We start from the raw sequence: 24,346 nt of genomic DNA, 5'->3' as shown, positions 1-24,346 counted from the left end.
CAAAACGCTTACTTCACGCCGTGCATCAGTTTGTTGATCAGCGGTGCGATCAGGAACAGGATCACGCCGGCGCCCAGCAGGGACCAGAAGCCGAAGGTGTAGCCGGACAGGGCCGATTGCACCGACATGCCGCTTTCGCCGCTGACGTGGCTGGCGAAGATGCCCGACAGGTTGTTGCCGATACCGGTCGACAGGAACCAGCCGCCCATGCCCAGGCCGACCAGGCGCACCGGGGCCAGCTTGGTGACCATCGACAGGCCGATAGGCGACAGGCACAGCTCACCGATCGATTGCAGCACATACACGGTGGCCAGGGTCCAGAACGGGATCTTGTTATCGGCGCCAACCAGGCTCGACAGAGCGAAGATCAGCAAACCGAAGGCCAGCGCATTGCCCAGCAAGCCCAGGCCGAATTTGCGCGGGATCGAAGGGTTGACGTTGTGGCGCGCCAGGAAGACCCAGACGGCGGCGATGATAGGCGCGAAGACGATGATGGCCACCGAGTTGACGGTCTGGAAATAGGCGGTCGGGAAGATCCAGAAGCCCAGGTCGCGGTTGACGATCTTGTCAGCCAGGAAAGTAAACGAGCTGCCAGCTTGTTCGAAGAACATCCAGAACAGGATGTTGAAGACGAAGATCAGCAGCATGGCGATGACGCGGTCGCGCGCCACTTTGCCGTTGCGTATGCCTTCGAACATCAGCATTACGGCCAGGCCGATGAACAGCACCGTCAGGACGATTTGCAGCTTTTCAGCGCCGACAGTCAGCAGGAAGTACATCAGCGGAATCACGCACAGCGAGCCGACGGCTACCCAGACGACGCGCATCGGGTTGCCGGAACCGGCTTCCGGTGCGCCGATGCCCTTCAGGGCGCGGCGGCCGATGGCGAACCATACCAGGCTGATCAACATGCCGAAACCGGAAGCCATGAAGACCATCTTGTACGAAGGCATGGCGCTGGTGCCGAAGATCGACTCGGCCAGCCACTGGGTGAAGACGGGCGCAACCATGGCGCCCATGTTGATACCCATGTAGAAGATCGTGAAGCCACTGTCGCGGCGCGGATCGGCTGTCGTGTACAGCTTGCCGACCATGGTCGAGATGTTCGGCTTGAACATGCCGTTACCGACGATCATGGTGGCCAGGCCCAGGTTGAAGATGTCCTGGTTCGGTACCGAGATGCAGAACAGGCCGGCAGCCATGAAGACGGCGCCCAGCAGGATGGAACGCTGGTAGCCGATGACCCGGTCGGCGATGTAGCCGCCGAACAGGGCGCCGGCGTACACCAGCGCGAGGAAGGAACCGTAAGTCAGGTTGGCCGCTGCCTGTCCCGAACCGTCGCCGCCATGGAACTGGGCCACGATGTACAGTACCAGTGCCCAGCGAACTCCGTAGAACGCGAAGCGTTCCCAGAATTCAGTCATGAACAACATCCACAATGGGCTTGGATGGCCCATAATCTGCTTGAACTCGGGAATAACGGCTTCCTTGTTGGGCGTAGTCGCACCGCTCATGCGGTTCCTCCTGAAAAATTATTATAGTCAATCGATACAACAAACTTATGGAAGCCTGCGGGCGGCGGGGACTCTCATGAAGAACCTCACGCACGGGAATTCCAATAGGCTGGCATTCTAATCTACAAATTGCGCTGAGCGAAGATTTCGATTCGCATTAGCAAGAATGACTGTTTCATATTAGTCAAACCGGTTTGCAGGCAAGGGCGGCCCGGGCGATTTTGCGGCGGCACAGCACAACTTGCCTGACTTGTCGTATATTAAGGCTGCAAGACCTTCGAGCATCGATTTTTAAAGGGATTTTTCGCATTATGGAACACGACGTTATCGATACTCTGGTTTCACCGGAAGGCCGCCTGGACGTGCTCTCCAAGACTGAAGTCAACAAACTGCTCGACACCAGCCAGGGCGGCCTGTACAACACTTTCCGCCGCTGCGCGCTGGCGGTCTTGAATTGCGGCAGCACCATCGACGATGGCCGCGCCCTGCTGGAGCGCTACCAATCGTTTGAAATTTCCATCATCCAGCGCGAGCGCGGCATCAAGCTCGATATCAAGGGCGCGCCGGCTATCGCCTTTGTCGACGGCAAGATGATCAAGGGCATCCACGAGCACCTGTTTGCCGTGCTGCGCGACATCATTTTCGTCAGCGATGAAGTCACGGGCAACCCGAAATTCGACTTGCAGAGCACGGAAGGCGTGACGGATGCCGTCTTCCACATCCTGCGCAACGCGAACGTGCTGCAAACCCAGCTCAATCCGAACCTGGTGGTGTGCTGGGGCGGCCATTCGATCAACCGCGCCGAATACAATTATTCGAAGGAAGTGGGCTACCAGCTGGGCTTGCGCAGCCTCGACATCTGCACCGGTTGCGGCCCGGGCGCCATGAAGGGCCCCATGAAGGGCGCCACCATCGGCCACGCCAAGCAACGCCTGCACAATGGCCGTTATCTGGGCATCACCGAGCCGGGCATCATCGCCGCCGAGTCGCCGAATCCCATCGTCAATGATCTGGTCATCATGCCGGACATCGAAAAGCGCCTGGAAGCGTTCGTGCGCGCCGGCCACGGCATCGTCGTGTTCCCCGGCGGCGCGGGCACGGCCGAAGAGATTTTGTATATCCTCGGCATCCTGCTGCACCCGGATAACGCCGAGATTCCTTTCCCGCTGATCTTCACCGGGCCGGAAACGTCGCGCGAGTACTTCGTGCAGATCAACCAGTTCATCAGCGACACCCTGGGTCCAGAAGCGCAGCAGCGCTACAAGATCATCATCGACGACCCGGAACTGGTGGCGCGCGAAATGCTCGAAGGCATACGCCAGGTGCGCGAATTCCGCAAGGCGCACAGCGATGCCTATTATTTCAATTGGCTGTTGAAGATAGACCACGAATTCCAGAAGCCCTTCCATCCCACGCATGAAAACATGCGCAACCTGAGCCTGCACAAGAACCAGCCCACGCACTTGCTGGCGGCCCAATTGCGCCGCGCGTTTTCCGGCGTGGTGGCGGGCAACGTCAAGGATGACGGCATCCGATCGATCGAAGAACATGGCAATTTCGAGATCCACGGCGACAAATCCATCGCCGGCCCCATGGATGCGCTGCTCGCTTCCTTCGTGGCGCAGCACCGCATGAAGCTGGCGGGTACGGCATACGTGCCTTGCTACACAGTAGTCCAGTAAGCTGTCTTTCAGCCAGCGTCGCCCGTTCCCTGCGTTGTCCGGGGGGCGGGCGGCGCTTTTTTACCTACGCCTCCAGCGTGTGCCTTCGCCACCACAAGTCATCAAATCGCTTGCGTCATCGATTCGTGAGTGCTATCTTTGGAACCGGTTCCAAAATAAAAATATGCATATCAACAGGTAGTGGAGATAGACCTTGGATTCAGTACGCGGCAGTAAAAAAACCCTCTCCGGCGAGCCGGCCCGGCCCGTGACCATCGCTCAGGTGGCGCGCGAGGCGGGCGTGTCGAAGACCAGCGTGTCGCGTTTTCTCGGCGGCGAACTCGATGCTTTGTCCGAGAATATCCGCCAGCAGATCGGTAGCACCATCGCGCGCCTCGGCTACCAGCCGAACCAGATGGCGCGCGGCCTCAAGCGCGGACGCACGCGCCTGATCGGCATGGTCGTCGCGGACATGCTCAATCCCTACACGGTGGCCGTGCTGCAAGGCGTGGAGGCGGCTTGCCAGCAACATGGTTATACCTTGATCTTGTGTAATACAGGCAATGACGAACAGCGCGAACGCCAGTCGCTTGCCGCGCTGCGCTCGTACAGCGTGGAAGGGCTGATCGTCAATACGCAGGGGCGCAATATCGAGTCGTCCGACTTGCAGCAGGCGGACATGCCCATCGTGCTGGTCGACCGCCGCATCGAGGGCGCCGATTTCGACCTGGTGGGCCTGGACAATGTGCAGGCGGGCCGCCTGGCAACCGCGCATCTGATCGAGCACGGTTTCGACGCCATCGCCTTCGTCGCGCCGCCCTTGACGGGCGTCAGCTCGCGCCAGATGCGCGCCGCCGGTTTTCAGGCCGTGATGGCCGAGCATCCCGGCTGCGTGGGCGAAGTGCTGGCGGTGGACCTGGACGACCGGCCCTCCATCGATGCGCAGGTGCGGCAACGCCTGGCGCAATGGCGCGGCCGCCGCGTGGCGCTGCTGGCCTCGAACGGCATGGTGGCGCTGGAACTGGCGCTGATGCTGCAGCGTCTGGCCTTGCGCATGCCGCAAGACGTGGGCCTGCTGGGCTTTGACGAATTGCCGTGGTCGCCGCTGGCGGGCCTGAGCACGATCGAGCAGCAAACCTATGAAATCGGCTTTTCGGCGATGACGTGCATGCTGTCGCGCCTGCAGGGCGAGCAATGCGCGCCACGCGAGGTGCTGTTGCCAGGTAAGTTGATTGTGCGCAACTCCACCCAGCGAGCAATCGCGGACAAGGGCGGCGATTGACGGGAAAGAGGGCGTTGCCCTTTTTTTTGAGGAAGTTATGGAACCGGTTTCATAGCATGTTTTCATACTGGAAAGGGGGGTGGATAGTCAGGCAGGGCAATGCCAGGAGTTTGGCACGAGGTTGTAACGACACGGCAAGAGACGATCTGAATCGTCCATTTGACAATATTCCCGGAAGTGCCTCGACGAGGCCGGTACCGGGATCACAGGAGACGGAAAAATGAAGATGACGACACTGTTCTATTCGAAGATACTGGCTTGCGCACTGGCAGCCACGTGCGCCCTGGGCGCGGCCGCCGACGCCGGCGCCCAGACGCTTGGTGACTTGATCAAGAAGGGCAAGCTGACCATCGGCGTGGTCAGCGGCACGCCGCCGTTCGGCAGCATCGACGCCAAGGGCGCGCCCGTCGGCTATGACGTCGACGTCGCCAACCTGATCGGCAAATACCTGAACCTGCCCGTGGAAGTGGTGCCGTTGACGGCGCCGTCGCGCGTGCCGTCGCTGGAATCGGGCAAGGTCGATTTCCTCGTGGCGACCCTGGCGCCCACGCCGGAACGGGCCAAGACCTTGATGTTCACCATGCCCTACAGCGCCTTCGAACTGGCCATCGTCGCGCCGGTCGGCGGCAAATTCAAGGCCCTGGCCGACTTGAAGGGCAAGAAAGTGGGCGTGACGCGCGGCACCACGAATGACACGGCGCTGAGCCGCATGGCGCCGGCCGGCACCAACATCGTGCGTTTCGAGGATGACGCCACCGTCACCCAGGCCTTGCTCAGCAAGCAGGTCGACGCCGTCTCGATTCCCAGCACGATGGCGCTCGACATCATCAAGACGCGCGGCGCGGGCAAGATCGAGGTCCGCTTCGCCTACTCGCTGCAGCCGAACTCGATGGCGGTGCGCCGTGGCGACTTCGAACTGCACCAGTGGCTTAACAACTTCATTTACTACGTCAAGCTGAACGGCGAACTCGACGCCATCGCGCGCAAGTGGAGCGGCGCGCCGCTGCCGGCGCTGCCGACCTTCTGATACCGCAAGCCGCATAGGCAAAGTGTTGCTCCGTACGGCGCGCCACCATGGTGGCGCGGCCGGGGATGCGCACGTAGACAAGGAGTTGAGTATGCCCTATGAATTTCATTTCGAACTCGTCATGCAATCGCTGGACCGCCTGTTGTGGGGCGCGGCGCTGACGATACGCCTGAGCGCCCTGGCTATGGTGCTGGGGCTGGCGGTGGGCGTGTGCGCCGCCGTCATCCTGAAGAACGGTCCCGCCTATGCCCGCGCGGTGGTGCGCGCCTATGTCGAGATTATCCGCAGCACGCCGTTCCTGGTGCAGCTGTTCATCATTTACTTTGGCTTGCCGTCGCTGGGCTTGCAGCTCGACGCGAATGGCGCCGCGCTGGTCGCCATGACGGTCAACCTGGGTGCCTATGCGGCGGAAATCGTGCGCGCCGGCATAGGCGCCGTGCATCCCTCGCAGCTGGAGGCGGCGCAGGCGCTGGGCATGACGCGCTGGCAGGTGATGCGCCACGTGGTACTGCTGCCGGCGCTGGAAAAAGTGTATCCGGCGCTGGCCAGCCAGTTCACGCTGATGATGCTGGCCTCGAGCGTCGTATCGGCCATTTCCGCCGAAGAGCTGACCGCCGCCGCCCACCTGCTCGACGCGGAAACCTTCCGCAGCTTCGAGATCTACATCGTCGTGATGGTGCTGTACATCCTGCTGGCCCTGCTGTTCCGCTTCGGCTTCTGGGTACTGGGCCAGATCGTCTTCAAACGCCGCCGCCGTCTGGGCGCGGCGCGCATGGGAGCATGACATGATCAGTGACTTTTCCTGGGATAACCTGCAATTTCTGCTCGAGGCCACGCGCTGGACCATCGGCCTGTCGCTGATCGTCTTCATCACGGGTGGCATCGCCGGCTTCGCCGTGGCGCTGCTGCGCACGGCGCGCAGCCCGTTCCTGCGTTTCGCCAGCGCCCTGTATATCCAGCTGATCCAGGGCACGCCCGTGCTGATCGTGCTGTTCCTTACCTATTACGGCCTGGCCCTGTTCGGCTACAAGCTGTCGCCGATCATCGCCGCCGGCGCGGCGATGACGATCTTTGCCAGCGCCTACCTGGGCGAGATCTGGCGCGGCTGCATCGAAGGCGTGCAGCGGCAGCAGTGGGAAGCGTCCGCCGCGCTGGCGCTGAACCGCTACCAGCAGCTGCGCTACGTGATCCTGCCGCAGGCGCTGCGCCATTCGCTGCCGTCGACGGTGGGCTTCATGGTGCAGATCATCAAGAACACCTCGATCACCTCGATCATCGGCGTGGTGGAACTGACGCGGGCAGGGCAACTGGTCAGCAATGCGACCTTCCTGCCTTTCATCGTCTTCCCCGTCGTCGCCCTGATCTACTTCGCGCTGTGCTACCCGCTGTCGCGCTACAGCCATTCACTGGAAAGGAAATTCCATGCCCATCGTTGAAATCGACAATATCAGCAAGAGCTTCGGCGCCAACCACGTGCTCAAGGGCGTATCGTTCGCCGTCGAGCGGGGCCAGGTGATCGCCGTGATCGGCCGCAGCGGTTCCGGCAAGAGCACCATGCTGCGCTGTATCAACGGCCTGGAAACTATCGACAGCGGCAGCATCGTCGTGGCCGGCCATACGCTGACGGCGCGCCAGGAGCACCTGCTCGACTTGCGCAAGGATGTCGGCATGGTCTTCCAGAGCTACAACCTGTTCCCCCACCTGACGGTGGAGGAAAACGTCATGCTGGCGCCGCGCATCGTCAAGAAGGTGCCTGATGCCCAGGGCCGCGCCACGGCGTTGCGCGTGCTCAAGCAGGTGGGCCTGGAGCACAAGCGCGAGGCCTATCCCGAGCAACTGTCGGGCGGCCAGCAGCAGCGCGTGGCGATCGCCCGGTCGCTGGCGATGGAGCCGCAGGTGATGCTGTTCGACGAAGTGACGTCGGCGCTCGACCCGGAACTGACGCAGGAAGTGCTGAAGGTGATGGAAGAGCTGGCGCAGGCCGGCATGACGATGCTGCTGGTGACGCACGAGATGGAGTTCGCGCGGCGCATGGCCGACGTCACCGTCTTCATGCATCAGGGGACGGCGTGGGAAAGCGGGCCGTCGGAAGCCTTCTTCAGCAACCCGCAAACGCCCGAAGCGCGCCAGTTCGTCGGCGCGGGAGCGATCAAATGAGCCCCGTCCTGGTGGCGGCGTCGGCCTATGGCGCAAGCAGGGTAAGGCAGCTGGGGCAAAGCCATTTCATCGACGTGGTAGCCGATGCCGGTGGCGCCGGCATCGAGATCCGCCGCGAGCTGTTCACCTCCGACTTGCCCGACCTGGCGCGCATGGGCGCGGCGGTGGCCGCGCGCGGCCTGTACTCGGTGTACTCCACCCCCATCGAATTGTGGGGCGCGGACGGTGTGCTGCAGCACGAATTGCTGCAGCAGATGCTGGACGAGGCGGCGCGGCTCGGCGCGCGTTACCTGAAGGTGTCGCTGGGCCATTACCCGGCCACGCCGGCCTTGCCGGCCTTGAACGCCCAGTTGTTGGCCGCGCCCGTGGCGCTGCTGGTGGAAAACGACCAGACGGCCCATGGCGGCGCGCTGGCGGCTATGGCGCGCTTCCTGGCGGCGGCGCGGGAGATCGGGCTGCCTGTGGGGTTGACCTTCGACATCGGCAACTGGCGCTGGGTGGGCGAGGATGCGCAGCAGGCGGCGCGCCTGCTGGCGCCGTATGTGCGCTATGTGCATTGCAAGGCCGTCCTCGATGACGGGGGCCGGCTGTCCGCCTGCGCCGTCTCCGAGGCCGATCCCACCTGGCGCGCCGTCTTCGCGCATTTCGCGCCAGGCGTGCAGCGGGCCATCGAATTCCCGCTCGACGGCGCCGATCTGGTGGCCGAAACGGGACGCTACATCCAGATACTGGAGGCCGCATGATGAAGCTCGACGTCGTCACCTACGGCGAGGCGATGGCAATGTTCGTTGCCGAGCAAACGGGGGACCTGGCGGCCGTGGCGCATTTCACGCGCCGTCTGGCCGGCGCCGAGACGAATGTTGCCATCGGCCTGGCGCGCCTGGGCTTGCGCGTTGGCTGGCTGAGCCGGGTGGGCGACGATTCCTTCGGCCGCTTCATCCGCGCCAGCGTGCAGGCCGAGGGCGTCGATTGCAGCCGGGTCGTCGCCGTCGCCGGCCAGTCCAGCGGCTTCCTGCTCAAGGAAAAGGCCGAGAACGGCGCCGATCCGCTGGTCGAATACTTCCGCAAGGGTTCCGCCGCCAGCCGGCTGGCGCCCGAGCACTTCGACCCCGCCTATTTCCTGTCCGCGCGCCACTTGCACGCCACGGGTGTGGCCGCGGCGCTGTCCGCCACCAGCCTGGCGTTCGCTGACCAGGCGCTCGACTTCATGCGCGCCAACGGCAGGACGGTGTCGTTCGATCCGAACCTGCGGCCCTCGCTGTGGCCCTCGCAAGCCGTCATGGTCGAACAGATCAACCGCCTCGCCGCCAAGGCGCACTGGGTGCTGCCCGGCCTGGGGGAAGGAAAAATCCTCACCGGTCACGACTTGCCGCACGATGTCGCCGGCTTTTATCTGCAGCGCGGCGCGCGGCTGGTGGTCATCAAGCTGGGCGCCGAGGGCGCCTATTACCGCACGGCCGATGGCGACAGCGGCATGGTGCCGGGCGAGCGCGTGCCCAACGTGGTCGACACGGTGGGCGCCGGCGACGGCTTCGCGGCCGGCCTGGTTAGCGCCTTGCTGGAAGGCTTGCCGCTGGCGCAGGCGGTACGGCGCGGCAACCTCGTCGGCGCCTTCGCCATCCAGGTAGCCGGCGACATGGAAGGCTTGCCGACCCGCGCCCAGCTCGATGCGTTGGTCCCATCTTGAACCGAACAGGGGAAACACTCGTGAAAAAACATGTGGTTGTGTATAAAAAGCTGGCCGAGCCGCTGCTGGCGCGCCTGCGCGCCGAATGCGAGGTGACGTACTTCGAGGCTATCGATGCGGGCAACCGTGCCGCCTTCGCCGCCGCCATCCGCGGCGCGCATGGCTTGCTGGGCGCCAGCGTGCGCCTGGACCGCGAACTGCTGGAGCCGGCCTTTGACCTGCGCATCATTTCCACCATTTCGGTGGGCGTTGACCAGTTCGACGTCGATTACCTGCGCGAACGCGGCATCTGGCTGGCCAATACGCCGGACGTGCTGACGGAAACGACGGCCGACACGATCTTCGCGCTGATCCTGGCCAGCGCGCGGCGCGTCGTCGAACTGGCCGAATTCGTCAAGGCGGGACGCTGGACGCGCAGCGTGGGTGAAAGCCAGTATGGCGTCAACGTGCATGGCAAGACCATCGGCATGCTGGGCATGGGCCGCATCGGCCGCGCCGTCGCCCGCCGCGCTGCGCTGGGTTTCGGCATGCAGGTGCTGTATGTGAATGGCGAGGCGGTACCCGAGGTGGAGGTGGCCCTGGGTGCGCGCCAGGTGGCGCTCGACGACTTGCTGGCCAGCTCCGATTTCGTCTGCGTGGTGCTGCCGCTGACGGCGCAGACGGAACGCATGATGGGCCGGCGCGAGTTCGCGCTGATGCGTCCCGGCGCCATCTTCATCAACGGTTCGCGCGGGCGCATCGTGGACGAGGCGGCGCTGATCGAGGCGCTGCAACAGGGCACCATCCACGGCGCCGGTCTCGACGTGTTCGAGCGCGAACCGCTGGCGCCGGACAATCCGCTCCCGGGCATGGCCAATGTGGTGGCGCTGCCGCACATCGGCTCGGCCACGCATGAAACGCGCTACGCCATGGCGCAGCAGGCGGTGGACAACCTGCTGGCCGGCCTGCGCGGCGAGCGTCCGCGCCATCTGGTGAGCTAGGCGCAGTTTCCATCAAAAGACAGACAGGGCAAGACATGAAGAACAAGGTAGTAGGAGCAATGATCATCGGCGCCGGTGCCTGCGGCGGCCTGTGTAACGCGCAGTCGAACGTGGCCATGTACGGCATCGCGGACCTGGGCGTGGTGTCCGAGAATGGCGGCGCCGGCGGCAGGGTGCTCAAGCTGACCAGCGGCATCGCCAATGGCTCTCGGCTGGGTTTCAAGGGCAGCGAAGACCTGGGCGGCGGCATGACGGCGATGTTCACAATGGATGCGGGCATCCTGGCCGACACGGGCGCTTCGGCCCAGGGCGGTCTGCTGTTCGGGCGCCAGGCTTTTGTTGGCCTGGGCGGCGCGGCAGGCACGCTGCGCCTCGGCCGCCAGTACACCTTCATCGACAGCAGCCTGGGTGCGCTGGACCCGTTTTACCTGGGTTTTGCGGGCAGGATGAGCAATGTCTTCACGGCTGGTTACATCAGCCGCGTCGACAACAGCATCACCTACAGCTCGCCCGTGCGCGGCGGCCTTTCCGGCGAACTGGCGTACGGCTTCGGCGAAGTGCCCGGCGACGCGGCGGCCAGGCGCTACACAGGCGCCGCAGCTACCTATGCCAGCGGACCGCTGTACTTGCGCATGGCGCACCAGGATGCCAACACCCTGTCAAGCGCGCAGGTGGCGGGCACGGCGCGCAACACGGTGCTGGGCGCCACCTGGGACTTCGGCGTCGTCAAGGCGCATGGCGCCGTCGCCGTCAGCAAGAGCACGGCGGGCGCCGCCACCACGGTCGACAGCGCGGACCTGATGCTGGGCGCCACCGTGCCTTTTGGCCCGCACCGCGTCTTGTTCTCGTACGTGCGGCGCGACGACCGGCGCGCCGCCAACGGCGACGCTTCGCAGATCGGCATCGGCTACACCTACGCGCTGTCGAAGCGCAGCACCTTGTACGCGGCCTATGCGCATATCGACAACCGCAACGGCGCCGCCTATGTGGTGGGCAACGCCACCGATAACGGTAGCGGCAACCAGGCCTGGAACCTGGGCCTGCGCCACACTTTTTAAGGGGAGAATCGAATGAAGAAGATCGGATGGATTTTGGTCGGCGCCAGCACCGTGGCGCGCGAATGGATGGTCGACGCGATCCGCCAGCAGGGTGACGCGGAAGTGCTGGCCGTGGTCAGCAGGGACGCCGCGCGCGGCGCCGCCTTTGCCGAGCAGTTTGGCATCGCCGCCAGCTATACCGACCTGGATGCGGCGCTGGCCCATCCGGGCGCGGACGCGGTCTACATCAGCACCACCAACGAATGGCATATGGCGCAGACCTTGCAGGCGGCGCGCGTGGGCAAACATGTGCTGTGCGAGAAGCCGCTGGCGCTGAACCTGGAGGACGCGCGCCGCATGGTCGACGGCTGCGCCGAAGCGGGCGTGGTGCTGGGAATTAACCACCACTTGCGCAACGCCGCCAGCCACGGCAAGGTGCGCGAGCTGATACGCGCCGGCGAGATCGGCCAGCCCTTGTATTGCCGCGTGCTGCACGCGAACAACCTGCCGCAGCACCTGCGCGGCTGGCGCCTGCACGCGCCGGAGTCGGGCGGCGTCACGCTCGACATGTTCGTGCACGATGTTGACACCTTGCGCTTCCTGCTCGATGCGGAGCCGCGCCACGTCACCGCCTGCGCCACCAGCGGCGGCATGACGGTGGCCGGGCTGGAAGAGGGCCTGATGGCCGTCATCGAGTTCGACAACGGCACCCTGGTGCAGGTGCACGACGCGTTCAACGCGCCGCATTCGCTGTCCGGCGTGGAAATCATCGGCAGCAAGGGCACCATCTTCGCCACCGGCGTCATGACGCAGCGCCCCGTCGGCAGCATTTGCCTGACGCGCGACGGCGGCAGCATCGACATCCCCGTCGAGCATGAAAACCTGTATGTGCGCTCGGTGCGCGCCTTCCAGCGTGCCATGCGCGGCGAAGGACAGCCGGCCGCCACTGGTGACGACGGCATGCGCGCGCTGGCCACGGCCTTGGCGGCGCAGCAGGCCAGCCGCAGCCACCAGCGTGTGACCCTGGCCGATTGACGGCCTGCGGCAGACGTAAAAAAGCCGCCTGATCGCAAAATCAGGCGGCTTTTTATCGGCTGGCGTCCGTGATTAGTCTTCGCGGCGCAGGTGCGGGAACAGCAAGACGTCGCGGATGTTCGGCGAATCCGTGATGATCATCATCAGGCGGTCGATACCGATGCCGCAGCCGCCGGCTGGCGGCATGCCGTATTCCAGCGCGCGGATGTAGTCGGCGTCGTAGAACATCGCCTCTTCATCGCCGGCGTCCTTGGCAGCGACTTGCGCCAGGAAGCGGGCCGACTGGTCTTCCGCATCGTTCAACTCGGAGAAGCCGTTGGCGATCTCGCGGCCCACCATGAACAGTTCAAAACGTTCGGTGATGCCGGCCACCGTGTCGGAAGCGCGCGCCAGTGGCGACACTTCGACCGGATAATCGATGATGTAGGTCGGTTCCCACAGCTGCGCTTCAGCCGTCTCTTCGAACAGCGCCAGTTGCAGCGCGCCCAGGCCGGCCGTGGCGAAGGGCTTGACGCCGAATTTCTTCAGCTCTTCCTTGATGAAGTCCGCATCGTTCAACTGTTCCGGCGTGTAGCCTGGCGCGTACTTGTTGATCGCTTCGACGATGGTCAGGCGGTGGAACGGCTTGGCCAGGTCCAGCTCGCGGCCGCCGTAGGTCAGGGTAGCGGTGCCGTGCGCGTCGATGGCGGCCTGGCGGATGACGGCTTCCGTGAAATCCATCAGCCATTTGTAGTCGGTGTAGGCCGCGTAGAATTCCATCATCGTGAATTCAGGGTTGTGACGGATCGACACGCCTTCGTTGCGGAAGTTGCGGTTGATTTCGAACACGCGGTCAAAACCGCCCACGACCAGGCGCTTCAGATACAGCTCGGGCGCGATACGCAGGAACATCTGCATGTCCAGCGCATTGTGGTGCGTGATGAACGGCTTTGCCGCCGCGCCACCCGGGATGGTGTGCAGCATCGGCGTTTCCACTTCCATGAACTCGTTCTTTTCCATGAAGCGGCGGATCGACGAGATGGCGGCGGTACGCGCCTTGAAGGTGCGGCGCGTCTCTTCGTTCATGATCAGGTCGACGTAGCGCTGGCGGTACTTGGTTTCCTGGTCGGCCAGGCCGTGGAATTTGTCCGGCAGCGGGCGCAGCGACTTGGTGATCAGGCGCAGCTCCGTGACCTTGATGGTCAGTTCGTCCGTCTTGGTCTTGAACAGCGTGCCCGTCACGCCCAGGATATCGCCCAGGTCATAGTGGTGCAGGGCAGCCATGGCCGCTTCGCCTGTCAGGTCAAGCGTGGCATAGATCTGGATGCGGCCGTCGGCTTTCGGTCCGGAAGCGTCTTGCAGGGTGGCGAAAGCGGCTTTCTTGCCCGCTTCGCGCTTGAGCATCATGCGGCCGGCCAGCACCACGGTGACAGGTTCGGCTTCCAGCTCTTCGCGCGTCTTGCTGCCGTATTGCGCGTGCAGATCTGCCGCCTTGTGCTCGGGACGGAAATCGTTCGGGAAGGCGACGCCTTGTTCGCGCAGTGCTGCCAGCTTGACGCGGCGCTCGGCGATGATCTTGTTTTCATCGGGGGCGGCGGCTTGTTCTTGGATATCCGTAGTCATGGTGTTCTTCGTTGGTGATTATTGATGATGTGGCGCCAGCGCTGGCGCCACGCTGGCAAACAGTGCGTCGACGTCGAGTGCGGAGAAATCCGGCACGATGGCAATGACGTTGTCGAAGGCGGCGAACGCTTCGGCCGGCAGGGTGGTGGTGAGCGCCACGACCCGCATGCCGGCACGGCGCGCCGCTTCCACGCCCAGGGGCGCGTCTTCGAAGACGATGCAGTTGTGCGGCAGCGCGCCGGCCAGCAGCGCGCCTTTCAGGAAAACGTCCGGGTGCGGCTTGCCCCGTTCCACGTCGGCGGCGCCGACGATGGCATCGAAGCGGTGGCGCAAGTCCAGGCCGTCGAGCGTGAACGCGATGTTCTCGTCCGGCGCGGCCGTGCCCACCACCAGCCCGACGCCGGCCTGGCGCGCGCTGGCGATCAGCCGGTCGAAACCGGCCACCGTTGCCAGGTGCGGGCCATACAGTTCGCGGTAGACGACTTCCTTTTCAGCCAGCAGGGTGACGTGGTCGGCATCCTCGCCCAGATACTTGGCGATGATTTCGCGGCCTTGCCGTCCTGCCGTGTCGCGGAAAAAAGCGTCCGCCTCCAGCACATGGCCCTGGCGTTCAAAGAACGCCAGCCACGAGGTCGTGTGGAAGGCCATGTTGTCGACAATCGTGCCATCCATGTCGAACAGGAAGGCCTGCTTTGCCAGTGCCGGAGCGGATGCGTTCATCCTTATACGCCTTGCTTGAGCGAGGCGGAAATGAACTCGTCGATGTCGCCATCGAGCACGCCCTTGGTATTGCCCGTCTCGAAACCGGTGCGCAAGTCCTTGATGCGGGACTGGTCCAGCACGTAGGAGCGGATCTGGTGACCCCAGCCCACGTCCGTCTTCGAGTCTTCCAGCTTTTGCTGTTCGCTCATGCGCTTGCGCAGTTCATGCTCGTACAGTTTCGCTTTCAGCATTTCCATCGCTTCGGCGCGGTTGCGGTGCTGCGAACGGTCGTTCTGGCACTGCACCACGATGCCGGTCGGCGCATGGGTCATGCGGACGGCGGAGTCGGTCTTGTTGATGTGCTGACCACCGGCGCCCGACGCGCGGTAGGTATCGACGCGGATATCGGCCGGGTTGACGTCGATCTCGATCGAATCATCGACTTCCGGATACACGAACAGCGACGTAAACGAGGTGTGGCGGCCGTTGGCCGAGTCGAATGGCGACTTGCGCACCAGACGGTGCACGCCCGTTTCCGTGCGCAGGAAGCCGTAGGCGTGATCGCCTTCGACCTTCAGCGTGGCCGTCTTGATGCCGGCAACCTCGCCGTCGGACTGTTCCAGGATTTCGACCTTGAAGCCCTTGCGTTCGCAATAGCGCAGGTACTGGCGCAACAGCATCGAGGCCCAGTCTTGTGCTTCCGTGCCGCCGGCGCCGGCCTGGATGTCGATGAAGCAGTTGTTCGGGTCCATCGGATTGTTGAACATCCGGCGGAATTCCATGCTTTCGATGACCTTGCGGATTTCCTGCACGTCCTGCTCGATCGCTTCGAGCGTCTCGTCGTCGCCTTCTTCGCGGGCCATGTCGAACAGGTCGCGGGTGTCGCGCAGGTCGGCATCGGCCTTGCTGAGGGTGAAGACGATGGCTTCCAGCGCCTTCTTCTCTTTACCGAGGTCCTGGGCGCGCTTGGGATCGTTCCAGACGGTCGGATCTTCCAGCTCTTCGTTGACTTGCTCTAGTTTCTCCGACTTGACAGTGAAGTCAAAGATACCTCCGAAGTTCGGCTTCGCGGACCGTCAGGTCGTTGAGCAGGGCGGAGATGATATTGATGCGTTCGGCTTCCATAATGTTCTGGTCTTCTATGGTGAAATCAAACCTTGAATTATACGCGAGCGCGGCGCGTTTCCGCTGCCGCTGCGGCGCAATTGCTGGCGCACGGGGCAATAAAATGACGATTTTGCTGTATTTACGACAATATTTTTGCCTTGATGATGGCTACCGTGCTGCGTATGATGTTGGCGATATTGTCTTTCCACAGGAATACGTCATGTTTCAATCTCCCCGTCTCGCCCTGTTACCGCTGCTGCTGGCCGGCTGCGGTGCCTTGCCGTCCGCCGACACCGGACCCGCCCAGCAGTTGGCCGCCGCGCCCGCGGGCAGCAGCGCCACCCTGGCCCTGCTGGAGACGACGGACTTGCATGCGAATGTGCTCAGTTATGACTACTACAAGCTGCAGGCGGAGCCGTCGATCGGCCTGGAACGCACGGCGGCCCTGATCGCGCAGGCGCGCGCGCAGTTCCCGAACAACCTTCTGCTCGACAACGGCGACACCATCCAGGGCACGGCCCTGGCGGACTACCAGGCATTGGTAAAACCGCTGGCCTGCGACCAGACCCTGGCCATCTACAAGGCTATGAATTTGCTGAAAGTGGACGGCGGCGGCATCGGCAACCACGAATTCAACTACGGCCTGGCGTTCCTGAGCCAGGTGACGGGCAACCGTTTTGACGTCGACAGCGTGGACGCGGCCAAACCGCGCTGCGCCGGCCCCGCGTTCCCGCAAGTGCTGGCCAACGTCTACAGCGTCAAGACGGGCAAGCCCCTGTTTGCGCCATACCACATCATAGCCAAGCAGATCACGGCCACCGGCCCCGATGGCAAGCCCGTGACGAGTACCGTGAGAGTGGGCATCATCAGTTTTGCGCCGCCCACCATCATGGCCTGGGACAAGCGCTGGCTCGAAGGCCGCGTCTACACGCACGGCGTGCGCGAGACGGCGGAAAAATTCATTCCCGAGATGCGCGCCAAGGGTGCCGAGCTGGTGGTGGCCATTTCGCACGGCGGCCTGGATGACAGCCCGTATTCGCCGACCATGGAAAACGGCAATTACTACCTGTCGCAAGTGCCGGGCGTGGACGCCATGCTGATCGGCCATTCGCACCAGCTGTTCCCGAACGCGGCCAGCACGGTGCCGCAATTTAATTTGCCCGGCGTCGACAAGGTCAAGGGATTGGTCAATGGCGTGCCCACCGTGATGGCCAATTTGTGGGGCAAGCATCTGGGCGTGATCGGCTTGCGCCTGCGCCATGACGGCAAGCAGTGGACCGTCGACAAGAGCGCCACCACAGTGGAAGCGCGCGGCATCCAGAATGCGGACAAGAGTTATGTCGCGCCCGATGCGGCCATCGCCAGGCTGGTGGCGGAAGAACACGCGGCCACCATCGCCTACGTGCAGACGCCGGTGGGCGCCACGGACTTCCGCATGTCGACGTATTTTGCCGACGTGGGTGATGTCAGCGCCATCGAGGTGGTGAATCAGGCGCAATCGGGCTATCTGGCCGCGTATGTGAAGGCGAACCTGCCGCAGTATGCGCACTTGCCCGTGCTGTCGATGTCATCGCCGTTCAAGAGCGGCTCGGCGGGCGTGTCCGACTACACGGACGTCAAGGCGGGCAATGTGGCGCTGAATAACGCGGCCGATTTGTATTTGTATCCGAACGCGCTGTACGGCGTAAAGATGCATGGCGCGGAGCTGAAAGCCTGGCTGGAAAAGTCGGCGCAGCGTTTCAATACCATCGATCCGAACAAGCTGGAAGCGCAGGAACTGGTCAACACGGCCCACCCGAGCTACAACTTCGATGCGATCACCAGCGCCGACGTGCGCTACCAGATCGACGTCACGCAGCCGCCGGGCCAGCGCATCAAGGGCCTGACGTACAAGGGCAAGCCGGTGGACGCGGCGCAGGAATTTTTGATTGCGACGAATAACTACCGCGCCAGCGGCGGCGGCAATTTCCCTGGCCTCGACGGCAGCAAGACGGTGGTGGCCTCGCCCGACAACAACCGCGAACTGCTGATCGCCTATGTCACGCAAGAGAAAAACCTGACGCGCGCGAAAAACGGCTCGGCGCGCAGCTGGCGCTTTGCCAAAGTCGCCACTAAAGGCCCGGTGGTCTTTCATTCGGCACCGAACGTGATCGACCTGGCGAGAGCGGCCGGCATCGATAACGTCACGCAGTTGAAGGCGGACGATGGCGCGGGCAAGGGCTTTGCGCTGTACCAGCTCGATTTGTCGAAATGATGCTGGCAAACCTGCTGCTGGCCGCCGCCCTGGCGTCGCCCGTGCCCGACGTCACGGCCCGGGCCAAGGTGTTGATGCGCGCGGGAGTAGCGTCCCAGCCGCAAGCGCGCACCCTGTTCGAACAGGCGGCGGGGCAGGGCAGCGGGCCTGCCGCGTATTACCTGGGCTTGATGTTCAAGAATGGCATGGGCGGATCGCAGGACAGTGGTGCCGCGCTGCGCTGGCTGGAACTGGCCGCCCAACGCGGCGTGGCGCCCGCCATGTTCATCGTGGCGAACCTGCTGCAGGATAGCGACGAAGCCAGGGCGCGTTACTGGCTGGACGCTGCCTGCGACCTCGAATACCCGGAAGCACTGCAGCAGAAATCCGTAGCCCTGGCCGAGGGACGCATGGGCTATGCGCACAGCGAGGAGCAGTCCTTCCTGTACCTGAAGATGGCCACGCATGCGATGGGACACCGCCCGCCGGAACCCTGAGCTACACCGGCTCTTCCTTCCTCGGCTTGGCCCGCAGACTGGCCGCCGCATCGCCGATGGCGATCGGGTCGCGCGACAAAATGGCGGCGCCCAGGTCGACCAGCCTGGCCGCCGCGACTATAGCTGCCTTGATGTCGGCGATGCGCTTGAGCTGTGACTTGCCCTTGGCGATGGCGCCCTCGATATCGCCGCGCGCCTGCTCCGCGCCTTCGGCCGTCAGATAGATGCCATATGCGCGAAACAGGGCCACCATCTGGTCCAGGTGGCTTTCATATTGCTCCAGCAGCGCGCGCTCGTCCGCCGCCAGTGTCTCGCGTTCGCGGATGCGCAATTCCAGCACCAGGCTTGACGCTTGCGCCAGGCTGTCGGCGATGGCGTAGCTTTGCTCTTTCGTCAGTTCGGTCAGTGGGGCCATGGGATACTCCTGTGTGCGCGCTGCTTACCAGCGGGCGGGGGCATAGAACGCCGCTTGCCGCTGCAGCGCTTCGACGTTGCGTGAAAACTGCGCCAGCTGCCGTTCCAGTTCTGGCGCCTGCAGGCGATCGAGATTGGCCCGCAGCGTGGCCACGCTGGCTTGCAGTGCGTCGACGGCGGCGACGTACGCGGCGATGATCTTTTCCCTTTCCTGCAATTGCCGGCCTTCCAGGTGCAAGCGCATGCGGATGTAGTTGGCGGCCAGCGGTTCGCGCGGCGCGGCGTTATCGACGGCGCCGCGCAGCAGGGCCAGGTCGCGCAATTCATCCTGCAAGCCGGCACGGTAGCTGCGCTGGGCATACTCCTTGAGCGCATTGCTGATGATATCGACGGCTTCCTGCTCGTCGAGCAATGCGCGCAAGGCCGACTTCTGCAGGCGCTGCGTGGCCAGGCGGCTCAGGTGCTCGCTCAATTTGACGACCTTGGACAGCTTGCCCGCATCGAGCAGGGGCGCGCCGCCGCCCGGCTGCGCCAGGCCGCCCAATGCATCGCCGAGTCCACCAAGCTCTTCCTTGTAGACGGGCAGCTTGTCATCGGCCAGCGCCGCCAGGGTGTGGGCATAGCGCAGCAGGAGGTCGTTCAGGCGGGCAAGCGATGCGCTGGCCTGCGCGATGGCAGCGCACTCGGCGCGCGCCGCCTGTTCGCTCGCTTGCGCATCGAAACGCTCGGCCAGGATCAAACGCTTGCGCATGGCCTTGTCCATGCAGCTGTGGACGCCGCCCGCCAGCATGGGTTCGAAGTGCCGCGACATCTTTTGCGTCTGTTCGGCGAAGGTGCGCACGGGCGCCAGGTCGGTGGCGCAGCCGCCCAGCAGCAGGCTGGCGATGGCGCCAAGTAGCAGGGGAGAAATGGACGAGTTCGACGGGCGCTGCATATGGCCTCCATGTGGTGGGAGTTGCTGATTGGGCCGGCGCGCACGCGCTGGCATGGCCGACGTTAGCATGCTGAGCATTGGCAGTATTGCGCCAGATCAGCTCGCTGTCGAAGTCGCCTGGCGGCCCCGCATCGGCGGCTGGACTGTTGCCGAATGGCGCAAGGTGCGCCAATTTGCTTCATATTTTCCTTACAAAAGACTGACATTTGGCTAGTAATTCGGGCTTTTCTGCATGTTGCGACGCGTCATATGTAGTTGTTGCTGGTGCATGTTTACTCACCTACAATGATTTATCGATGGGGCGGTTATCCAGCGTACGACTATAAAAATAAGTGGCATTAAAAACGTTGTATCAGAGGAGATGACAATGAATTTGAAACAGAAATTGCTAGTGGCAAGTTTGGTTTTGGGTTTCTCTCAGGCGGCAGTCGCAGCCGACCCCATCAAGATCGGCGTGTCCGGTCCGTTCACGGGCGGTTCCGCGCCGATGGGCGTGTCGATGCGCGACGGCGTCAAGCTGGCCGTGGCTGAAATCAATGCCAAGGGTGGCGTACTGGGCCGTTCCCTGTTGCTGATCGAGCGCGATGACGAAGCGAAGAACGAACGCGGCGTGCAGATCGCCCAAGAACTCATCAACAAGGAAAAGGTCGCCGCCACCGTCGGCTATATCAACACGGGCGTGGCCCTGGCGTCGCAGCGCTTCTATCAGGAAGCGAAAATTCCCGTCATGAACAATGTGGCGACTGGCTCCATCGTCACCAAACAGTTCGCCGACCAGCCGGAAAACTACATCTTCCGCAATGCGGCCAATGACACCATCCAGTCCGGCATGATCGTGCATGAGGCCATCGAGAACCGCAAGTTCAAGAAAGTGGCGATCCTGGCCGACTCCACCAACTATGGACAGCTGGGCCGCGAAGACCTGGAAAAGGCGCTGGACAAGAAGGGCATCAAGGCTGTCGTTGTGGAAAAATACAACATCAAGGACGTCGACATGACGGCCCAGCTGCTGAAAGCCAAGCAGGCGGGCGCGGAAGTCGTGCTGACCTACGGCATCGGTCCGGAACTGGCGCAGATCGCCAACGGCATGGAAAAACTGGGCTGGAAAGTGCCGCTGATCGGCAGCTGGACCCTGGCCATGGGTAACTTCATCGACAACGCGGGCAAGAACGGCAACGGCACGCGCATGCCGCAAACCTTCATCCAGGATGCCAGCACGCCGAAGCGCAAGGCCTTCATCGATGCCTACGTGGCTGCCTACAAGCCATCGGGCGGACGCATGCCGTCGGCCGTCTCGGCCGCGCAAGGCTACGATTCCATCTACCTGCTGGCAGCCGCCTTCAAGCAAGCCGGCGGCACGGAAGGGCCGAAAGTGCGCGCCGCGCTGGAAAGCCTGACGGAGAAAGTGGAAGGCGCCGTGACCACCTACAACAAGCCGTTCAGCAAGACCAACCATGAAGCGATCAGCGCCGAGCTGACCGTGTTTGGCGAAGTCAAGGACGGCAAGGTCGTCCTTGCCAAATAAGTCCGGCTAATTCCAAGTCTCTAGCCGCGAAATGGCCAGCCTTGAGGAATCAGGACTGGCCATTTTTTCATCTTTCGTCTTCCGGGGAACACCATGGAAATCTTCCTGCAGCTCGTCTTCAGCGGTATCGCGCTGGGCATGATCTATGCCGTCATCGCCTTCGGCTACCAGCTGACCTTTGCCACTTCCGGCACCCTCAATTTCGGCCAGGGGGAATCCCTGATGCTGGGCGCGCTCGTGGGCCTTTCCCTGGTGGGCACCATCCACGGCGGCCCGTACATGAGCTATCTCCTGATGATCCCCATCGTCATCGTCTTCGGCGCCTTGCAGGGCGTGTTCGTCGAATGGATCGGTGTGCGGCCCGCCATCAAGATCAAGTCCGAATTCGGCTGGATCATGTCGACCATCGCGCTGGCCATCATTTTCAAGAACGTGGCGGAAAACATCTGGGGCAAGGATGACCTGATGTTCCCGTCGCCGCTGTCGGCCGCGCCGTTCCAGGTATTTGGCGCCAATGTGCAGCAGATGCAGGTGGCCGTCATCGTCGGCGCGCTGGCCATCATGCTGGCCGTCGAAGTGTTCAACCGCAAATCGATCTACGGCAAGGCCGTGGTGGCGACAGCCAACGACCGCGACGCGGCCGGCCTGATGGGCATCAACACGGGCATGGTCATCACCTTTTCCTACGCGCTGTCGTCGGCCACGGCCGCCTTTGCGGGCGTGCTGGTGGCGCCTTTGACACTGACGGGGGCCACCATGGGAGCGTCACTGGGCTTGAAAGCGTTTGCCGTGGCCATCATCGGCGGCCTGACCTCGGGCGTGGGCGCCATCGTCGGCGGCCTGATACTGGGCATCGCCGAGACGACCACCGGCTACTACATCTCCACCGGCTACAAGGAAGTGCCTGGCCTGCTGCTGTTGCTGCTGGTGCTGGCCATCAAGCCGTCCGGCCTGTTCGGCAAAGCCGCGATCAAGAAAGTCTGAGGATCACATGAACAAGAAAATCACCATGCTGGCGCTGAGCGCGGCGGGCCTGGCCGCGCTCGCGCTATTCCCCATCGTCTTCCCGAATCCCTACTATATCCACCTGGCCGAGACCATCCTGATCTACGCCATCCTGCTGTTCGGCCTCGATATCGTCGTCGGCTACACGGGGCAGGTGTCGCTGGGCCATGCGGGCCTGTTCGGCATCGGCTCGTACGTCACGGGCGTGCTGGTGTTCAAGCTGGGCTTGTCGTTCTGGCTGGCCATCCCCGCCAGCATCGTCGGCGCGGCCGTGTTTGGCGCCATCCTGGCCTTGCCGGCCCTGCGCGTGACGGGGCCCTACCTGGCCATGGTGACCCTGGCTTTCGGCACCATCATACAAATCCTGATCAATGAAATGAGCTTCCTGACGGAAGGTCCGATGGGCATCAAGATCCACAAGCCCGTCCTGTTCGGCCACAAGCTCTCCGAGGTGGAGTACTACTACATGGTCGCCGCGCTGCTGGTGATCTCGCTGGTGGTGGTGCACCGCATCCTGAAATCGAACCTGGGGCGGGCGTTCGAAGCCTTGCGCGACAGCCCCATCGCTTCGGACTGCATGGGCGTGTCCGTCTACCGCTACAAGGTCTATGCGTTTGTCATCAGCGCCGGTTTCGCGGGCCTGGCCGGCAGCCTGTATGCGTATTCGGAAGAATATATCTCGCCCAATACCTACAACTTCGAGCTGACGATCTTGTTCCTGCTGGCCGTCATCATGGGCGGGCGCAAGACGCGCTCGGGCGCCTTGATCGGCGCCCTGATCGTCGTCATGCTGCCCAGCTTGCTGGCCGACATCGAATTGTTCCGCAAGATCGCCGTCAGCGCCGCCGTGCTGGGCGTGATCGGCTCCGCCTTCATGCTGGCGAAAAAACGCTCCACCGTGCGCGGCGTGATCGTGCCGCTGGTGGCCACCATCGGCCTGGCAGCGTTCTCCTACAAACTGGAGAACATGGTCGACTGGCGTCTGACCATCTTCGGTCTGATGACGCTGTTCGTCGTGTACTACCTGCAGGATGGCATCGTGGGCTTCTTGATGAGCTTTATCGGCAAGGCCCGGCGCCATGTGCAAGCCGTCGCTTCGCACGGCGTGGCGCCGTTCGCGCAGATCGACGCTGCGCAAGGCGGATCGCACGGAGCGCCTTTGCTGCGCGTGGACCAGGCCCTGATGCAGTTCGGCGGCCTGAAAGCGCTGAACCAGGTGGACCTGACCGTCACGCAAGGCTCCGTGCACGGCTTGATCGGGCCGAACGGCTCGGGCAAGAGCACGATGATGAACGTGCTCACAGGGATCTACAAGCCGACGGCGGGCAAGGTGGAATTTGCCGGCGCCGTGATCTCCGGCCGCACGCCGTCCGAGATCGCCCTGGGCGGCGTGGCGCGCACTTTCCAGAACGTGCAGCTGTTCGGCGAGATGACGGCCACGGAAAACGTGCTGGTGGGCCTGCACAATACCTTCAAGTCGAACGTGCTGGACGTGATGCTGCACACGCCCCGCTACAAGCGCGAAGAGGCGGCCGCGCGTGAGCGGGCCGCCAGCATCCTCGAATTCGTCGGCCTGGCCGATCTGGCCAACGAAGAGGCGCGCAATCTGCCGTATGGCAAGCAGCGGCTGCTGGAAATCGGCCGCGCGCTGGGTCTCAATCCCCGTTTGCTGCTGCTCGACGAGCCGGCGGCGGGCCTGACGGCGCCCGACATCAAGGAGTTGATGGCCATCATCCGCAAGATCCGCGAGCATGGCATCACCATCATCCTGATCGAGCACCACATGGATGTGGTGATGGCGCTGTCGGACGTGGTGACGGTGCTGGACTTCGGCCAGAAGATCGCCGAAGGCGCGCCCGCACTTGTCCAGAGTGATCCGAAAGTGATCGAAGCCTACCTGGGCGGCAGCGCCGAAACCCTGGCGCCAGCGGCGCACTGAGAGGAAGA

At 63.3% G+C, this 24,346-nt stretch carries 23 protein-coding genes; 17 read left to right on the top strand and 6 right to left on the bottom strand.

Translation table 11 applies throughout. From position 1 onward, the window contains the following. Positions 1-8 precede the first annotated feature (8 nt). A complete protein-coding gene (locus ACQ4WS_RS02205) occupies positions 9-1,457 on the bottom strand; it encodes a peptide MFS transporter (RefSeq protein ID WP_436473626.1) in 1,449 nt (482 codons plus the stop codon). Between the two features lie 368 nt (positions 1,458-1,825). Between ACQ4WS_RS02205 and ppnN the strand changes: the two genes are divergently transcribed. The 11 genes from ppnN (at position 1,826) to ACQ4WS_RS02150 (ending at position 12,380) form a co-directional block, all read left to right on the top strand. Beyond that, positions 1,826-3,196: a nucleotide 5'-monophosphate nucleosidase PpnN gene (gene ppnN, locus ACQ4WS_RS02200; protein WP_436473266.1), complete on the top strand. Its 1,371-nt coding sequence runs from the start codon at positions 1,826-1,828 to the stop codon at positions 3,194-3,196. Positions 3,197-3,389: 193 nt separating this feature from the next. Continuing rightward, positions 3,390-4,457 carry a LacI family DNA-binding transcriptional regulator gene (locus ACQ4WS_RS02195; protein ID WP_436473264.1) on the top strand — a complete coding sequence of 356 codons (1,068 nt, stop codon included), beginning with the start codon at positions 3,390-3,392 and terminating at the stop codon, positions 4,455-4,457. Positions 4,458-4,677: 220 nt separating this feature from the next. Beyond that, complete coding sequence (locus ACQ4WS_RS02190) at positions 4,678-5,484, top strand: transporter substrate-binding domain-containing protein (protein WP_436473262.1); 807 nt, start codon at positions 4,678-4,680, stop codon at positions 5,482-5,484. Positions 5,485-5,575: 91 nt separating this feature from the next. Further along, complete coding sequence (locus tag ACQ4WS_RS02185; RefSeq protein WP_099410165.1) at positions 5,576-6,268, top strand: amino acid ABC transporter permease; 693 nt, start codon at positions 5,576-5,578, stop codon at positions 6,266-6,268. A 1-nt stretch (position 6,269) separates the two neighbouring features. Further along, positions 6,270-6,920, top strand: a complete 651-nt coding sequence (locus ACQ4WS_RS02180) for an amino acid ABC transporter permease (protein ID WP_436473259.1) — start codon at positions 6,270-6,272, stop codon at positions 6,918-6,920. Then, positions 6,907-7,641: an amino acid ABC transporter ATP-binding protein gene (locus ACQ4WS_RS02175; protein ID WP_436473257.1), complete on the top strand. Its 735-nt coding sequence runs from the start codon at positions 6,907-6,909 to the stop codon at positions 7,639-7,641. Before ACQ4WS_RS02180 ends, ACQ4WS_RS02175 begins: the two co-directional genes overlap by 14 nt. Continuing rightward, positions 7,638-8,384 carry a sugar phosphate isomerase/epimerase family protein gene (locus ACQ4WS_RS02170; RefSeq protein WP_436473255.1) on the top strand — a complete coding sequence of 249 codons (747 nt, stop codon included), beginning with the start codon at positions 7,638-7,640 and terminating at the stop codon, positions 8,382-8,384. Before ACQ4WS_RS02175 ends, ACQ4WS_RS02170 begins: the two co-directional genes overlap by 4 nt. Continuing rightward, positions 8,381-9,328 (top strand): sugar kinase, encoded by a 948-nt coding sequence (locus ACQ4WS_RS02165; RefSeq protein ID WP_436473253.1) that lies wholly within the window; start codon positions 8,381-8,383, stop codon positions 9,326-9,328. The genes ACQ4WS_RS02170 and ACQ4WS_RS02165 overlap by 4 nt, the downstream gene beginning before the upstream one ends. Before the next feature lie 20 nt (positions 9,329-9,348). Beyond that, the gene (locus ACQ4WS_RS02160; protein WP_436473251.1) at positions 9,349-10,308 is read left to right on the top strand and encodes a 2-hydroxyacid dehydrogenase; all 960 of its coding nucleotides are present in this window, start codon (positions 9,349-9,351) and stop codon (positions 10,306-10,308) included. Between the two features lie 35 nt (positions 10,309-10,343). Then, entirely contained in the window at positions 10,344-11,366 is a 1,023-nt protein-coding gene (locus ACQ4WS_RS02155) for a porin (protein ID WP_436473249.1), read from the top strand. A 12-nt stretch (positions 11,367-11,378) separates the two neighbouring features. Then, complete coding sequence (locus tag ACQ4WS_RS02150) at positions 11,379-12,380, top strand: Gfo/Idh/MocA family protein (RefSeq protein ID WP_436473247.1); 1,002 nt, start codon at positions 11,379-11,381, stop codon at positions 12,378-12,380. Between the two features lie 72 nt (positions 12,381-12,452). Here the strand turns inward: ACQ4WS_RS02150 and lysS are convergent, their stop codons facing one another. The 3 genes from lysS to prfB all read right to left on the bottom strand — a co-directional run bounded on the left by lysS (position 12,453) and on the right by prfB (position 15,809). Next, positions 12,453-13,982, bottom strand: a complete 1,530-nt coding sequence (gene lysS / locus ACQ4WS_RS02145; protein WP_436473245.1) for a lysine--tRNA ligase — start codon at positions 13,980-13,982, stop codon at positions 12,453-12,455. An 18-nt stretch (positions 13,983-14,000) separates the two neighbouring features. Further along, entirely contained in the window at positions 14,001-14,702 is a 702-nt protein-coding gene (locus tag ACQ4WS_RS02140; protein WP_436473243.1) for an HAD family hydrolase, read from the bottom strand. 2 nt (positions 14,703-14,704) lie between these two features. Beyond that, positions 14,705-15,809, bottom strand: a protein-coding gene (gene prfB, locus ACQ4WS_RS02135; RefSeq protein WP_436473241.1) for a peptide chain release factor 2 whose coding sequence is annotated in 2 segments (ribosomal slippage) — positions 14,705-15,727 and positions 15,729-15,809 — 1,104 coding nt in all. Because the reading frame shifts where the segments join, the coding sequence is not laid out codon by codon here. A 202-nt stretch (positions 15,810-16,011) separates the two neighbouring features. Here prfB and ACQ4WS_RS02130 point away from each other — a divergent pair. Both ACQ4WS_RS02130 and ACQ4WS_RS02125 read left to right on the top strand, forming a co-directional pair. Next, positions 16,012-18,045, top strand: coding sequence for a bifunctional 2',3'-cyclic-nucleotide 2'-phosphodiesterase/3'-nucleotidase (locus tag ACQ4WS_RS02130; protein ID WP_436473239.1), 2,034 nt, complete (start codon positions 16,012-16,014; stop codon positions 18,043-18,045). Continuing rightward, positions 18,042-18,521, top strand: coding sequence for a tetratricopeptide repeat protein (locus ACQ4WS_RS02125; protein ID WP_436473237.1), 480 nt, complete (start codon positions 18,042-18,044; stop codon positions 18,519-18,521). Before ACQ4WS_RS02130 ends, ACQ4WS_RS02125 begins: the two co-directional genes overlap by 4 nt. A 1-nt stretch (position 18,522) precedes the next feature. Here ACQ4WS_RS02125 and ACQ4WS_RS02120 read toward each other — a convergent pair whose 3' ends face one another. Together ACQ4WS_RS02120 and ACQ4WS_RS02115 are read right to left on the bottom strand one after the other, a co-directional pair. Beyond that, positions 18,523-18,936 (bottom strand): hypothetical protein, encoded by a 414-nt coding sequence (locus ACQ4WS_RS02120; RefSeq protein WP_436473235.1) that lies wholly within the window; start codon positions 18,934-18,936, stop codon positions 18,523-18,525. 24 nt (positions 18,937-18,960) lie between these two features. After that, the gene (locus ACQ4WS_RS02115; protein WP_436473233.1) at positions 18,961-19,869 is read right to left on the bottom strand and encodes a GumC domain-containing protein; all 909 of its coding nucleotides are present in this window, start codon (positions 19,867-19,869) and stop codon (positions 18,961-18,963) included. Positions 19,870-19,921: 52 nt separating this feature from the next. Here ACQ4WS_RS02115 and ACQ4WS_RS02110 point away from each other — a divergent pair, with 52 nt between their 5' ends. The 4 genes from ACQ4WS_RS02110 (at position 19,922) to ACQ4WS_RS02095 (ending at position 24,338) form a co-directional block, all read left to right on the top strand. Continuing rightward, on the top strand, positions 19,922-20,083 hold the full coding sequence (locus tag ACQ4WS_RS02110) for a hypothetical protein (RefSeq protein ID WP_436473231.1): 162 nt from the start codon (positions 19,922-19,924) through the stop codon (positions 20,081-20,083). Positions 20,084-20,236: 153 nt separating this feature from the next. After that, complete coding sequence (locus ACQ4WS_RS02105) at positions 20,237-21,394, top strand: ABC transporter substrate-binding protein (protein ID WP_436473229.1); 1,158 nt, start codon at positions 20,237-20,239, stop codon at positions 21,392-21,394. A 93-nt stretch (positions 21,395-21,487) separates the two neighbouring features. Beyond that, positions 21,488-22,378 carry a branched-chain amino acid ABC transporter permease gene (locus ACQ4WS_RS02100; protein WP_034782923.1) on the top strand — a complete coding sequence of 297 codons (891 nt, stop codon included), beginning with the start codon at positions 21,488-21,490 and terminating at the stop codon, positions 22,376-22,378. A 7-nt stretch (positions 22,379-22,385) separates the two neighbouring features. Continuing rightward, the gene (locus ACQ4WS_RS02095; RefSeq protein WP_436473226.1) at positions 22,386-24,338 is read left to right on the top strand and encodes a branched-chain amino acid ABC transporter ATP-binding protein/permease; all 1,953 of its coding nucleotides are present in this window, start codon (positions 22,386-22,388) and stop codon (positions 24,336-24,338) included. Positions 24,339-24,346 lie beyond the last annotated feature (8 nt).

The organism is Janthinobacterium leeuwenhoeki, from assembly GCF_051380795.1.
Lineage (GTDB): Bacteria > Pseudomonadota > Gammaproteobacteria > Burkholderiales > Burkholderiaceae_D > Janthinobacterium.
Note: the sequence above shows the minus strand (reverse complement) of the source record. Positions and strands in the feature narration are given on the sequence as shown.

Coding starts and splice junctions, on each gene's coding strand:
- ppnN (WP_436473266.1), top strand. CDS start 1,826: ATGGAACACGACGTTATCGATACTCTGGTTTCACCGGAAGGCCGCCTG.
- ACQ4WS_RS02165 (WP_436473253.1), top strand. CDS start 8,381: ATGATGAAGCTCGACGTCGTCACCTACGGCGAGGCGATGGCAATGTTC.
- ACQ4WS_RS02190 (WP_436473262.1), top strand. CDS start 4,678: ATGAAGATGACGACACTGTTCTATTCGAAGATACTGGCTTGCGCACTG.
- ACQ4WS_RS02205 (WP_436473626.1), bottom strand. CDS start 1,457: ATGGGCCATCCAAGCCCATTGTGGATGTTGTTCATGACTGAATTCTGG.
- ACQ4WS_RS02130 (WP_436473239.1), top strand. CDS start 16,012: ATGTTTCAATCTCCCCGTCTCGCCCTGTTACCGCTGCTGCTGGCCGGC.
- ACQ4WS_RS02175 (WP_436473257.1), top strand. CDS start 6,907: ATGCCCATCGTTGAAATCGACAATATCAGCAAGAGCTTCGGCGCCAAC.
- ACQ4WS_RS02150 (WP_436473247.1), top strand. CDS start 11,379: ATGAAGAAGATCGGATGGATTTTGGTCGGCGCCAGCACCGTGGCGCGC.
- ACQ4WS_RS02185 (WP_099410165.1), top strand. CDS start 5,576: ATGCCCTATGAATTTCATTTCGAACTCGTCATGCAATCGCTGGACCGC.
- ACQ4WS_RS02180 (WP_436473259.1), top strand. CDS start 6,270: ATGATCAGTGACTTTTCCTGGGATAACCTGCAATTTCTGCTCGAGGCC.
- ACQ4WS_RS02110 (WP_436473231.1), top strand. CDS start 19,922: ATGGCCGACGTTAGCATGCTGAGCATTGGCAGTATTGCGCCAGATCAG.
- ACQ4WS_RS02115 (WP_436473233.1), bottom strand. CDS start 19,869: ATGCAGCGCCCGTCGAACTCGTCCATTTCTCCCCTGCTACTTGGCGCC.
- ACQ4WS_RS02105 (WP_436473229.1), top strand. CDS start 20,237: ATGAATTTGAAACAGAAATTGCTAGTGGCAAGTTTGGTTTTGGGTTTC.
- ACQ4WS_RS02100 (WP_034782923.1), top strand. CDS start 21,488: ATGGAAATCTTCCTGCAGCTCGTCTTCAGCGGTATCGCGCTGGGCATG.
- ACQ4WS_RS02120 (WP_436473235.1), bottom strand. CDS start 18,936: ATGGCCCCACTGACCGAACTGACGAAAGAGCAAAGCTACGCCATCGCC.
- ACQ4WS_RS02125 (WP_436473237.1), top strand. CDS start 18,042: ATGATGCTGGCAAACCTGCTGCTGGCCGCCGCCCTGGCGTCGCCCGTG.
- ACQ4WS_RS02095 (WP_436473226.1), top strand. CDS start 22,386: ATGAACAAGAAAATCACCATGCTGGCGCTGAGCGCGGCGGGCCTGGCC.
- lysS (WP_436473245.1), bottom strand. CDS start 13,982: ATGACTACGGATATCCAAGAACAAGCCGCCGCCCCCGATGAAAACAAG.
- ACQ4WS_RS02155 (WP_436473249.1), top strand. CDS start 10,344: ATGAAGAACAAGGTAGTAGGAGCAATGATCATCGGCGCCGGTGCCTGC.
- ACQ4WS_RS02170 (WP_436473255.1), top strand. CDS start 7,638: ATGAGCCCCGTCCTGGTGGCGGCGTCGGCCTATGGCGCAAGCAGGGTA.
- ACQ4WS_RS02140 (WP_436473243.1), bottom strand. CDS start 14,702: ATGAACGCATCCGCTCCGGCACTGGCAAAGCAGGCCTTCCTGTTCGAC.